Source organism: Eubacterium sp. 3_1_31 (assembly GCF_964249515.1).
Lineage (GTDB): Bacteria > Bacillota_I > Bacilli_A > Erysipelotrichales > Erysipelotrichaceae > Longicatena > Longicatena caecimuris.
Genome location: NZ_CAXUBY010000006.1, coordinates 70105 through 82962, shown reverse-complemented (window position 1 = coordinate 82962; position 12858 = coordinate 70105). Strand labels below are relative to the sequence as shown.

The following is a 12858-nucleotide window of genomic DNA, read 5'->3' as shown; positions in this document are numbered from 1 at the left end:
CAAGATACCAAAAGCAAAAGGTAAAAAGCCTGTTTACGAAGAAAATAGCCTGTTTTCCATATAATTTGTTGGTTTCTTTATGTCAATTTTGGGTGAATTGTGTGATTACATTTGTAATGTATGTGAAAAAATTAAACAAAATGCTTGAAATACCATATCCACTGATGTAAGATAACTATGTAAAAAGACAGCGTAAGCGATTACATTCCTGGAAAAATAAGAGCTGGTCACTCTGGAATGTAGCACTTACTGGTAACTGAATCGCTGGGAGATTCTGCATATTGTTGATACTTCATACAATAAAATAGTGATGGTGCTATCCGTAGTGCTTAACTTTTTTGTGTGAAAAAACAGTGTTGAAAAACCATAAGACAGTTACGATCAGTGTCTGTTAAAAAGGAGGATACTAATGAGATATGTGATTATGGTCAGCCACGGCGAATTTGCACCGGGTCTGCATTCTGCTGTAAAGATGATGACAGGCAGTAGAGATGATGTATTAAGCACGAGTCTTCGTGAAGATATGAGTGCTGATGAATTTGCGGAAAACTTCCGTAAACTGGTGGAGCCGCTGAATACTGACGACTCCGTAATTTTACTTGCTGATATTTTGAGCGGTTCACCATTTACGAATGCGTTGGCAGTACTTGATGAAAAAGGTATGATGGCTAATACGTTAGTACTTGCTGGTATGAACATGCCAATGGCTATTACCGCCGTATTGATGAAAGACAATTTTGATGATTTAAATGTACTGAAAGAAACCATTCTAAGTGAAGGTCATGCAGGCATGACAGAATTCAGTACAACAGCTGATGACGCTGATGATGACATTTAGTCATTCAGATAAAAAGGAGGAAAAAGTATATGATTAGTTTTGTACGAGTTGACGACCGCATCATTCACGGTCAGATTGTAACACGTTGGTCTAAGGAATTCCCTTGTGACGGTATCATTGCTGTAAATGATAAAGCAGCAACTACTCCAGTTCTAAAACAGTCCTTTAAAGCATCTACTGATAAAAAAGTATTGGTGTGGACGATGGAACACTTCTTGGAAAAAGCACAGACCGTGCTTGACAGTGAAAAACGCTATTTCTTAATTACAAAGAATCCAGTCGACATGAAAAAAATCCTGGTAGACAACAAATTTGTCCCAAGTGATGTAAAACGTGTTGTCATTGGACCTTGTAATGATCGCCCAGGTTCTATTAAATTAGGACAGAATCAGTCTTTAATTCAGGAAGAGGCTGAAGCATGTGAAGCTATGACAAACGCTGGTTATGATGTATACTTTGCGTTATTGCAGGAAACAGCTATTGGTTCATGGCCTAAATTCAGATCTAAATTCGGTTATTAATGGTGGGAGCATTGAAACTGAATTGGATTATATAAAAAAAGGAAAAGGAGAAATGCTATTATGAGTTTAATTCAAGCAATTTTAATTGGTCTTATGAGTTGTACTGCAGCTAGTACGATTGCTTGTTTGGGAACTACTGTTGGTAACTACACTCTGAATAGACCGTTGGTAGCATCTTTGTTCGTCGGTTTAATTCTTGGTGATGTACCAGGATGTATCCTGGTTGGTATGCCTATGCAGGTTATGTGGATTGCGCTGGTTACACCTGGTGGAACCGTAGCTTCTGACTTGCGTGCAGTTTCCTACATTGGTATTCCTTTGGCTTACGTTGGAGCGAAAGCTGCTGGAATGGATTTAGCTGGAAAGGATGCTGCAGGTTTGGCATCTAGTATCTCAGCTATGACTGGTGTTATCGGTATTACATTGTTCTACGGAACTGCTATGATGAACCTGATCTGGCAGCACATTGGATGGGCTAGACTGGATAAAGGCGATTTAGGAATTATTGGTAAAGTTGATGCTTTATTCCCATTAATTTCTCACTTCGTATTATCTTTCCTGCCTGTTACTCTGCTGTGCTATTATGGTGCAGATGCAGTTACGGAAATCTTTGCATCTTTGAAAACAGACGTATGGTATGTTAAGGCGCTGATTACAGTTGGTGCTGTACTGCCTGCTGTTGGTATTGCTATTCTGCTGAAATCCGTTGTTACGAAGACAACCGATTTGATTTTCTTCGCATTCGGTTTCGCATTGGCTAAATCTATGGGATTAACACTGATTGCTGCTACAGCTGTTGGTGCTGTATTCGCATTGATTAACTATCAGTTAACAATGGTAAAAGCTGGTGGCGGTGGAGCTGCCATCGATGATGATGACGAGGAGGATATTTAATTATGAAAAAAATCTCAAAGAAAACATTAAATAGTTCCTTCTGGCGCTGGTGGTATGGAAACTTAACTTGTTTCTCTCACGAACACATGCAGACATTTGGTTACATGTGGTCTATGCTGCCAATCATTCAGGAATTGTATCCTACACACGAAGAACAGTGTGAAAAAATGAGAACGTATTATCCATTCTTCAACACTGAGCCTCAGATTGGTGCTATCGTAGTTGGTATCACTGCTGGTTTGGAAGAAGCTCGTGCAAATGGTGCTGAAGAAATTGATGATGAAATGATCAATGGTATCCGTGCAGGTTTGATGGGTCCATTGGCTGGTATCGGTGACTCTTTGATCGTTGGTACTTACATTCCTATTCTGTTAGGTATCGCATTAGGTTTCGCTGAAGGCGGATCTATCTTAGGTCCATTATTCTATATCGTAGTATGGAACGTAACAAGTACATTATTCCAGAAAGTTATTTATAACAAGGGTTATGAACTTGGTGGTTCTGCTGTTGAAATGATCGTTGGTACACAGGCAACTGCGTTCCGTGAATCTGTTATCGTTATGGGTCAGGTTATCGTTGGTGCGATGGCTGGATCTTGGGTAAACATTACTTCAGCTGTTCAGATCGCTACTGACTCTGAAGGTAAAGCAGTTATGCTGCAGCAAAAACTGGATGGTGCATTCCCTGGCATTCTGACAATGCTGTTTGTACTGTTCGCTTGGTGGCTGATGGCGAAAAAGAACGTTACTCCAATTAAAGTATTAATCCTGTTTGTGGTAATTGGTTTCTTAGGTTCTGTCAGCGGATTGCTGGGATAATACTTAGCAATACATTCAAAATCATCCCTTACTCCCAAAAGGGATGATTTTCTTTAGGTCTTGCAAATCGAAGTATGGGATGGTATGATTTTTACAATGAAATGAGGTAGAGTACGATGACTAAAAAAGAGCGTGAACAATTGAAGAACGAGATATCTTATCGTGATATGATGACCAAACGATTGATAAGAAATGCTAAGATGTGTTTCTTCCTATGTTTATTATTTAGTGCTTTGGCTATATGGGGATTCACAGGTATGCACGATGCATTCCTCAGTGTAGGTGAAACAGCACGCAGTGTCATAAAATGGCTAGGATTGATACTTGCAATTCCGACAGGTATCTTTACGATCTTGTTCTATCTAAGCTACCGCAATTCTAAGAAACTGGTACTGCAAATGTTAAATGATTTGCAGAAGGGGAAAAAATAATAGGAAAAGGCGCTTATCTAAGCGCTTTTTTGATGCAAATAATTGCTATATACGGTACAATGAACATAACGAAAAGAAAGGTTAAAGGATGATGTTTATGAAACTAAAAGCGCTTTATGGGGTTTATTACAGTGCCTGTGGCAATACCAGAAAAGTAATTGAAACAGCGGCTGAAACATTACAACAATATCTCCATCTTCCGATTACCTATATTGATTTTACATTGCCTGCTATGCGTAAAGAAACCTATGTTTTCCCTAAAGATGCGTTGGTGTTGTTTGGTTCCAGCGTTTATGCAGGAAGATTGCCTAATAAGATGTTGCCCTTTCTGCAAAATCATTTACAAGGGGATAACACCCTTGCGTTAGCAATCCTTACCTATGGCAATCGTTCTTATGATCAAGCGGTAGATGAAGCTATCCAAGAACTGCATTTGCATGGTTTTCGTGTTATAGGTGCAGCAGCTATGTCTTGCCAACATGCCTTTACAGAGAAACTGGCAACATTTCGACCTAATAAAGAGGATAAAGAAGCATTACGTCAATTTCTGATGCAACTTATGCATACCTTATTGGAAAATGATCTGTCAAAGGATATGGCTGTACTTACAACGAAGATGACAACGAAACGATCGTATTATAAGCCACTCAAAGAAGATGGAACACCCGCACACTTCCTTAAAGCAACGCCCAAAACAAGACTCGATTTCTGTACTAAATGTGGGATATGTGCTACCCATTGTCCTATGGGGGCTATCTCTTTTGAAAACTTTTATGAAATTATCGGAACTTGTATAAAATGCCAGGCTTGTGTTCAGAGCTGTTTGGCAAAGGCAAAATATTTTGATGATGCAGATTTTTTATCTCATGTGGCCATGCTGGAAAAAAACTATCAAAAGCCGAAAGAAAATACATTTTGGCTTGCGAATACTTTATGAAAAGTATGAAGCACAGTATTTATACTTTCTATCATTTGAAAAAGAAAAGAGCCATCTGCATCCCGCAGGGCTCTTTTGTGGTGTTATTCAACAGATGATTTTGTCAGAGCATCAATCAAAGCATTTGGATCAATATCACGTTTTTCCTTTTGAGCAACTTTTTCATAATCACGATTATAAATATCAAAATATTCATGATATAAATATAAGGTATCTTCTGCCGTGATCTTGCCTCCAAATAAGCATTCCGGATGTGCTTTTAAAGTTTCTTCCGCTAATGGTTTGGCATCGCTGCTTTCTACCCAAGTCCCATTTGGACCGACAACACGCAAATCTTGATTGATATGATCATCTTTTCGACCATTGACATATACATACTTCTGCATCATCATCGGTATGTATTGTTCCTCCGCATACCAAGAAAGCTTGTAAGATTCAGATACGTAATCAAAATGCGCAGCTAAGATTTTAGCACTCGCTTTTGATAAGATGAACCATGGGCTGCCGATGCGATATACTTCTTCACTCTTACGGCGTATGCCAAGCATGGAAAAGAAAGAACCGCTGGCTTTTGATAGGGAACGCAGAAAGTTATTTCTAGGAAAATCTAAAGCATTGGTAAACGGATAATATTTCTTACTTTTTTTATTTAGGGCCACCTGATCATAATTGGCTGTGGCATCATAATAAAAATCTTTTCCTTCATGTTCGCTTAGAAATGCAACAATTTCACTACGACTCTTTAAGGGCATCATGCCATCTGTTAAATTAATGAAATAATCGAAATCATCTTTTTCGATTGCTTCTTTCATTTGAATGATGGTTCCTCTTGCTAAAGAGAGATCTCCTTCTTGGGCATATTCTTGCGTGCGTGATACGTGTACACGTAAATAATCTGTATATACAAAGGCTACTTTGTCTCTTAAATCGTTATCATTGATCATGATGAAGACATGATCACCTTGCTTAGTCAATTGATTGATCATTTCAATTACTTCTTCATAATCACGGCTTGTATGTACCAGAAATGCTAATTTCATAGTATCCTCCATTCTGTAAGATGATAAATCATCCTGGGTGTTTTCATTATCTTCCTTATTATAGCATTGATATGTAAAAATGCGAAGTGATATTCGTCATCACTTGTATCCGTTTACAACGCATATAAAAAAGACAGATTGTTTAAAAAATCTGTCTATTTAGCTATTTCAACCAGCCGAAATCTTTTAAACAGGCATCTACATTTTCTTCAAAGGTGCCAAAATGGATGCCGGCCTCTTCTATCTTTTGATGATCGAGACGATAGTCACGGAAACGTTCTTTATAGCGTTCATGATCAGGTAAAATATAGCGATCGATAGTTTCTTCATCGAAGCCTAATTTACGAGCTACTATTTTTGCTGACTCATAGGTGTTGTGGGTATTGGTATCTGAGATATGATAAATACCGGATGCCAGCTCCAGGATGTTTGTGAATTGATCTGCCAGCTTCTGGGCATAGGTCATACCACGGATTTCATTTACGGTAAATTTTGTCGGCTGTTGATAGAACAGAGCATGCATAACGTTGCGTATGATGTTAGGACTTGCCTTAATGCCGGGGCGATTCATGCCTAACATCCAAGAGAAACGAAGAATCAGATAATCTTCCAGATGGGAAGTGATATAGTTTTCACATTCCACTTTGTGCTGCCCATATTTTGTGATAGAGCACAAGCTGTCTTCTTCTTTAAATGGACCTGCACAAGTCTTAGCGTTAAAGCATTGTTCCGTACTGATAAAAAGTAAGCGAGCATGTCGTTCTTGACAGATATCGGCAATAACTTTTGTGCTTTCCACATTCACCCGATAGGTGAGTTCAGGATAGTTCTCACAATCCGCTGTCTGTGCCATTGCTGCGGTATGGAATACATAATCGAATTCCTGCTTTTCAAACCAGGCTCTGACTGCATCCGGATCAGCAAAATCTGCATCTTTTCGCGTCATAGCCACCACATCCATTGTGTTTTTTAAGGATTCTTTAACTAAAGAGGCAATAAAGCCATTGCCACCGGTAATAATGATTCTTTTCATGTGGTTATCCTCTTTTTTTTTTAAATTCATCTAAGATTTTTAATGAACTGCTCGTACCGATACGTTCTGCACCTGCTTCCAGCATTGCTTTGCATGTTGCCCAATCGCGAATGCCTCCGGCTGCTTTTACTTTCACTGCATCGCCTACGGTTTCTTTCATCAGTTTTACATCTTCTACACTAGCTCCGCCAGTACCGAAGCCGGTACTTGTTTTGATATAATCCGGTTTCACTTTTTTAGCTATTTCCGCAAGCTTGCGAATTTCTTCTTTTTCTAAATAGCAGTTTTCAAATATAACTTTACATAAGATCCCATGCTTATGACATACCTGTGTGATTTCACGCATTTCCCTTTCAAGATAATCCCAATGATGCATCTTTGCTTCTCCGATGTTGATGACATAATCAATTTCATCAGCACCATCCGCAATTGCTTTCTGCGTTTCTAAAATCTTTGTCTCCAGTGTTGTCTGCCCTAAAGGAAAGGCGATGGCTGCTCCCACATGCACATCACTGTCCTTGAGTTGTTCTTTACAATAGGTTACCGGTGAAGCGTTGATGGCAACCATCGCGGCTCCGATTTCTTTCGCTTCACGGCAGAGTTTATCAAAATCCTCATGTGTTGCATAAGCCTTTAAAAAGGTGTGATCAAATACACTTGCAAGTGTTTTAGCGGTTAATTTTGTTGTGTCCATAACGATGTCCTCCTTTAATGTAATTACATTATAACATTAAGATATTTTCATTGTCAAATAGAAAAAAATCCTTTATAATAAAAAGAGAAATGAGGCATGTATATGATCGATAAAAACCTACGGCAGCATTTTCGCATTGCGAAAAATTCTCCTGTTCCATTATATTATCAGTTGAAATCGGCAATCTTGGAATTGTTTGAAAACGGCTATTATAAACCTGGTGATAAATTACCGACAGAGGCAGAGTTTTGTGAACTCTTAGATATATCAAGACCAACGATTCGTCAGGCATTTGCGGAGTTAATACATGAAGGGTATATCACCAGACAAAAAGCAAAAGGCACGTTTGTCTCGGTACCGAAAGTAGAAGGCAATTTCTTTATGAAATTAAGCAGTTATGACGAAGAGATGAAAAGCTTAGGTTTAGTGCCAAGCACAAAGGTGTTACAAAAAGAAACACTTCCTACACCGGAAGGTTGCCAATCATTATGGGAGAGTGAAACATCACTGTATTTAAAACGGCTGCGGTATGCTGATGAAAAGGAAATGGTCGTCGTGGAAACGTATGTGCCAAGTACAGTATTTCCGGACATTGCCCAACATGATTTTGAAGCATCTTCCCTTTATCAGATTATGGAGGAAAGGTATCAATGTAAAATAGCTTATGTTGATCGTGTGGTAGAAGCACGTTTGGCAGATGAAGAGATCCAGTCATTGTTGCATATGGAACAGCCGGCAGTAATCTTGTATGTTAAAACAAAGGCATATACGGCGGATGATCGGTGTGTGGAATATTCCACGGCATATTATCATGGAGAACGTAATACCTTCAAAATGCGTCTTATTCAACAGGGGTAATTCAGAAGCTCTTCTATTTGCAGGATGGAAGAGCTTTTCGCTTTATGCGCATACCATAGCTTTTTTATGGATTTCCTATGAAAAAAGATCGAAAAGATAGGTCAATTCCATGGAATTGGTATAACGAATTTCGGAAATTTCAGCACTTTTATTGACATTTATTCAGTGGTTTACTAGAATAAAATCAAGCAAGATATAATGTTATAACAATTAGGAGGAAAGATATGGAATTTGACCCTGGATTTGCCATCCATATGGAGGAAGAAACACTAACGTTTTCCTATGGCGATGGCGCATTTGGACCGATTTGTGAAAAGCGGCATCTTAATGATATTCGTTCTTCATTGGCGGATGCAGATGCGGATGGACCGGATGTTTTATACAGTATAGCTATGGATGTCGGTATGGAAAAGGATCGCGAAGCGATTGTACAGCGCAATCTTTTATATGGTGCAGTTGCATATGCGAAAGGAAGAATCGGGAAGGAACCTGTCCGCTCACAAGGACATATTCATGCGATATCCCCTTCTTGTAATGCATCCACCTGTGAGGTTTATGAAATATGGAGCGGTGAGGCGTATATTTATATGCAGCAGTATGGCGGTGATGATGCTGGAAATTGTTATGCCGTACATGCCAAAGCGGGTGATGTTGTCATCGTGCCACCGGGTTGGGTGCATGCGACGGTGAATGCGAATATTCATGAGAATATGAGCTTTGGGGCATGGTGTGTCAGAGATTATGGCTTTGCATATCAGGAAGTGCGTGAACACAATGGTATTGCTTTTTTCCCACTGGCGGATGAAGCGGGTAATATTACCTGGGAAATGAATCCTAGCTACAGCCAAGGAAACCTTACCATTTGTGAGGCCAAAGAATATCCACAATTTGGTATTGAAAAAGGAAAACCGATTTACACGCAGTTTCAGGAGAATCCGGATAAATTCTTATTTGTCGCACATCCTGAAATAAAGAAAAAGGAATGGGAGGAACTTGTATGAAGGTAGTAAAAGCACCGGTAACATTCGATATACATTCCATAATGGAAGGAAGTGATGTTGCGGTTAGCACGAAACGGTATAAGGATGCCAAATCCTTCTTTGCCAAAGAAGGTGATCTGGATGAAAACACAGTGATGTATGATGTATATTCCTACACAAAAGGTGATGCCAAGCGAGGCAATTTAAACTGGGGACTGACCGTGTTACATCCACTTTGTGTAGCAGGAGAATGCAATATGACACGCGGACATTGGCATGAAGATCGTGACTGTGCGGAATTTTATTTCGGTGTCAGTGGAAAAGGATTGTTAATGTTGATGGATGAAGAAGGAAATACTTGGGCAGAAGAAGTGTCTGAGGGAAGCCTGCATCACATTGACGGTCATCTTGCGCATCGTCTGATCAATACAGGGGATGAGGATATGAAAGTGGCTGCCTGCTGGGGTTGTGATGCCGGACATGATTATGCAGCGGTAGATGCGATGCCATTCGGCTATCGCGTAATGAAGGAAAAAGGAAAACTGGTATTTGTGAGAGGAGAAGAAGAATGAAAAGCAATTACAACAAATTCCCGACAACGTATATAGAGGGATATGATGACGGCGCATGGGCTGGTTATGCGCCTATTTTGGATGAATTGAAAAAACACTGCAATACAGGACGTCATGTACTGGTTGCTGATGTGTATCCGGGGGTATTTGATGATGAAATTCTGCCGGAATTAATGAAACTGCATCCAGCATTAGTAATTAATATGATAGATCTTTTTAAAGAAGAAAAAACCATCAGTGAACAATTGAAATATCATATAACGGATGATCGTGTCTTTGGTAAGATGTATTATGGAGATGTCATTGATTTTATTGATTTGACGAAACTGGAAGAGGCAAAGCAACAGGTTATGGCATGTGATGGTTTGGTTTTGCTTTATGGTTTTGGAGCTGCTTTGGTACATCCAGGGGATACTCTGGTTTATTTCGATATGGCTCGCTGGGAAATTCAAATGCGTTATCGCGCAGGCATGGGCAATTATAAATGCAGCAATTATGATGAAGATCCATTGCGTAAAAATAAACGTGGCTTCTTTATTGAATGGCGTATTGCGGATAAGCATAAAGCATCTTTATTTGAACGAATGGACTATGTATGCGATACAAATAAAAAGATGGAGCCAAAGATGATCAGTGGCGATGCCTTCCGCAGTGCATTACAACAGATCGCAAAACAGCCATTCCGTACAGTCCCATATTTTGATCCAGGTGTATGGGGAGGCCAGTGGATGAAAGAGGTTTGTGACCTTGATCGTTCCAAACAAAATTTCGCCTGGAGCTTTGATGGCGTACCGGAAGAGAACTCTTTATATTTAGGATTTCATGACATTACGGTAGAAATCCCAGCTATGGATTTGGTATTATACCAGCCAAAACCATTATTGGGTGCACAGGTATTCGCACGTTTTGGGGCAGAATTTCCAATTCGTTTTGACTTCTTAGACACCATGGGCGGACAGAATTTAAGTCTTCAGGTACATCCACTGACGGAATATATTAAAAAACAATTCGGTATGACTTACACACAGGATGAAAGCTATTATATTTTAGATGCAGAAGATGATGCTGTCGTATATCTTGGGTTAAAAGAAGGTATTCAAAAGGATGAAATGATTCAAGATTTGCGTAAAGCGAATCAGGGCGAAATGTCCTTTGATGCAGAAAAATATATTAATAAATTTCCGGCAAAGAAGCATGACCATTTCTTAATCCCGGCAGGTACTTGCCATTGTTCCGGAAGTAATGCAATGGTTTTGGAAATCAGTGCTACACCATATATTTTTACCTTTAAATTATGGGATTGGGATCGTTTAGGTTTAGATGGCCGTCCACGTCCGGTGCATATCGAACATGGAAAAGAAGTCATTCAGTGGGACCGTACGACACCATGGGTAGAAAAGAATTTAGTAAATGCGATTTATGAAGTATCACGTGGTGAACATTATGTGGAAGAACATACCGGTCTTCATGAATTGGAATTTATCGAAACCAGACGTTATTGGATGGATGATGTAACGCATCACACTACCGATGATGGGGTGCATATGCTAAATCTGGTAGAAGGAAGAGAAGCAGTCATTGAAAGTCCAACGAATGCTTTTGCGCCATTTGTTGTTCATTATGCGGAAACCTTCATCATTCCAGCAAGTGTCGGGGAATATACGATTCGTCCATATGGAGAATCTCAAGGTAAGAAAATCGGTGTTCTGAAAGCTTACGTAAGAAAATTTTCCTAAAATAAAATAAGACATGCTATAATGGATTCACGGAGGTGAGTTCATGGAGCAACTCGATTTTAACAAAGGTGCAATTCCTCTGTATATTCAAATTAAAAAAATTATTAAGGATAAAATCTTATCCAATGAATATGCCCCAGGAGATGCCATTCCAAGTGAGGCGCAGCTGCAAAAACGCTTTGGTGTATCACGCATCACGGCAAGACAGGCGATTGCCCAATTGGAAACGGAAGGATTGGTAGAACGTGCCAGGGGAAAGGGCACAAGAGTCATATTCCAGAATAAGATTGAAGAAGAACTGATTGGTATCAAAAGCTTTACGAATGAAATGCTGGAAAGAGGAATTACGCCTGGCACTAGCTATGTGCATATTGAAATGACCGTAGCAGATAAAGAAGTGGCAGAGGTATTTCATTGTCCTTTGCAGGAACAAGTATATCGTCTGTCCCGTGTACGTACTGGAGATGGGGCACCAATGGTTTACTTCATCAGCTATTTTTCTAAAGACCGCAATCTGCCTTTAGATGATACCCGCTATCAGGGCAGTATGTATGCATTGCTGGATGAACTTCACATAAACAAGCCATCACGTAGTAAGGAAAGCTTTTATGCCGTAACAGCGACGAAGGAAATTGCCGAAAAGCTAGAAATGAAAAAAGGCGAGGCCTTACTGGTGCGTAAGCGTGTATCTTATGATCATGATGGACGTGTGTTAGAATATACGGTTTCCTATTATCCAGGAGATCGTTATTCCTATACGATAGAATTACAATAAGACTCGAATCTATGTTCGGGTCTTTCCTTATATTTTAGGTAACATGCTATTGTAAAGAATACATATGAACTAGATAAGGAGGAGATGCAGATGACAACGTTAGATAAAACGATACCTTATTATCCGGTATTAATGGAACTAACAGAACTACCGGAAAAGATGGAATACCATTTGGCAGAAGGATATCGAGTCATACCTTTTGATGCGCGTTATAGTCAAGATTGGGTGCGCTTGCATGTGGCATTAGGTCAGTTAGCGAATTTTGCACAGGGAATGCAATATTTTAAGGAAACATTTTTATCGCAGCCGGAAAAAGTGAAGAAACAAATGCTGCTGGTCGTTGATGAAAACGGAAGGCTTGCCGGTACAAGCTCTGTATGGGAAGGCGAGCATTTTGGTCATACACGAATGCGTGTGCATTGGGTAGGTGTAGATGAGCATCATCAAAGAAAAGGGATAGCTAAGGCATTAATGATTGAAACGATTCGGTTGTATGCCTCTATGCAGGTAACAGAACCTCTGTATTTAACTACGCAAACAAACAGTTATGTGGCAATTGCCATGTATTTGCGATTAGGTTTTACACCTTATAAAAAAGCAATGCCCGTAAACTTTCAAGCAGATCCCAAAACATTTGAAAAAGATACGGCATTGGCTTGGAAACTCATCATGGATAAGATTGCCGAAATAGCCTAAAACAATAAAAAAAGAAAATCACACTCGATGATTTT

15 protein-coding genes are annotated in these 12858 nt (G+C 39.6%); 12 read left to right on the top strand and 3 right to left on the bottom strand.

Annotation, left to right across the window (positions count from 1 at the left end; all coding sequences use genetic code 11):
* Positions 1-409: 409 nt before the first annotated feature.
* The 6 genes from ACESSZ_RS04300 (at position 410) to ACESSZ_RS04275 (ending at position 4439) form a co-directional block, all read left to right on the top strand.
* Positions 410-838, top strand: coding sequence for a PTS sugar transporter subunit IIA (locus ACESSZ_RS04300; protein WP_008979302.1), 429 nt, complete (start codon positions 410-412; stop codon positions 836-838).
* Between the two features lie 29 nt (positions 839-867).
* Positions 868-1359 (top strand): PTS sugar transporter subunit IIB, encoded by a 492-nt coding sequence (locus ACESSZ_RS04295; RefSeq protein WP_008979301.1) that lies wholly within the window; start codon positions 868-870, stop codon positions 1357-1359.
* A 57-nt stretch (positions 1360-1416) separates the two neighbouring features.
* Positions 1417-2253: a PTS sugar transporter subunit IIC gene (locus ACESSZ_RS04290; RefSeq protein WP_026006754.1), complete on the top strand. Its 837-nt coding sequence runs from the start codon at positions 1417-1419 to the stop codon at positions 2251-2253.
* A 2-nt stretch (positions 2254-2255) separates the two neighbouring features.
* Positions 2256-3071, top strand: coding sequence for a PTS system mannose/fructose/sorbose family transporter subunit IID (locus ACESSZ_RS04285; RefSeq protein WP_008690714.1), 816 nt, complete (start codon positions 2256-2258; stop codon positions 3069-3071).
* A gap of 116 nt (positions 3072-3187) precedes the next feature.
* Complete coding sequence (locus ACESSZ_RS04280) at positions 3188-3502, top strand: hypothetical protein (protein WP_008979299.1); 315 nt, start codon at positions 3188-3190, stop codon at positions 3500-3502.
* A gap of 97 nt (positions 3503-3599) precedes the next feature.
* Positions 3600-4439 (top strand): EFR1 family ferrodoxin, encoded by an 840-nt coding sequence (locus tag ACESSZ_RS04275; RefSeq protein WP_119983297.1) that lies wholly within the window; start codon positions 3600-3602, stop codon positions 4437-4439.
* Between the two features lie 83 nt (positions 4440-4522).
* On the opposite strand, the gene ACESSZ_RS04270 is transcribed toward ACESSZ_RS04275, so the two are convergent.
* From ACESSZ_RS04270 to deoC, 3 genes are all read right to left on the bottom strand, one after another.
* On the bottom strand, positions 4523-5479 hold the full coding sequence (locus ACESSZ_RS04270) for a beta-1,6-N-acetylglucosaminyltransferase (RefSeq protein WP_119983298.1): 957 nt from the start codon (positions 5477-5479) through the stop codon (positions 4523-4525).
* Positions 5480-5642: 163 nt separating this feature from the next.
* Positions 5643-6512, bottom strand: a complete 870-nt coding sequence (locus ACESSZ_RS04265; protein WP_119983299.1) for an SDR family oxidoreductase — start codon at positions 6510-6512, stop codon at positions 5643-5645.
* A gap of 4 nt (positions 6513-6516) precedes the next feature.
* Positions 6517-7206, bottom strand: coding sequence for a deoxyribose-phosphate aldolase (deoC, locus tag ACESSZ_RS04260; RefSeq protein ID WP_008690720.1), 690 nt, complete (start codon positions 7204-7206; stop codon positions 6517-6519).
* A 102-nt stretch (positions 7207-7308) separates the two neighbouring features.
* Here deoC and ACESSZ_RS04255 point away from each other — a divergent pair, with 102 nt between their 5' ends.
* The 6 genes from ACESSZ_RS04255 (at position 7309) to ACESSZ_RS04230 (ending at position 12823) form a co-directional block, all read left to right on the top strand.
* A complete protein-coding gene (locus tag ACESSZ_RS04255; protein ID WP_008690721.1) occupies positions 7309-8064 on the top strand; it encodes a GntR family transcriptional regulator in 756 nt (251 codons plus the stop codon).
* Between the two features lie 224 nt (positions 8065-8288).
* On the top strand, positions 8289-9065 hold the full coding sequence (locus tag ACESSZ_RS04250; RefSeq protein ID WP_008690722.1) for a glucose-6-phosphate isomerase family protein: 777 nt from the start codon (positions 8289-8291) through the stop codon (positions 9063-9065).
* On the top strand, positions 9062-9616 hold the full coding sequence (locus tag ACESSZ_RS04245) for a glucose-6-phosphate isomerase family protein (protein ID WP_119983300.1): 555 nt from the start codon (positions 9062-9064) through the stop codon (positions 9614-9616). The genes ACESSZ_RS04250 and ACESSZ_RS04245 overlap by 4 nt, the downstream gene beginning before the upstream one ends.
* Positions 9613-11352, top strand: coding sequence for a class I mannose-6-phosphate isomerase (locus tag ACESSZ_RS04240; RefSeq protein WP_119983301.1), 1740 nt, complete (start codon positions 9613-9615; stop codon positions 11350-11352). The genes ACESSZ_RS04245 and ACESSZ_RS04240 overlap by 4 nt, the downstream gene beginning before the upstream one ends.
* Before the next feature lie 43 nt (positions 11353-11395).
* Positions 11396-12127, top strand: coding sequence for a GntR family transcriptional regulator (locus tag ACESSZ_RS04235; RefSeq protein ID WP_008690726.1), 732 nt, complete (start codon positions 11396-11398; stop codon positions 12125-12127).
* 90 nt (positions 12128-12217) lie between these two features.
* Complete coding sequence (locus tag ACESSZ_RS04230) at positions 12218-12823, top strand: GNAT family N-acetyltransferase (RefSeq protein WP_008690727.1); 606 nt, start codon at positions 12218-12220, stop codon at positions 12821-12823.
* Positions 12824-12858: the final 35 nt, after the last annotated feature.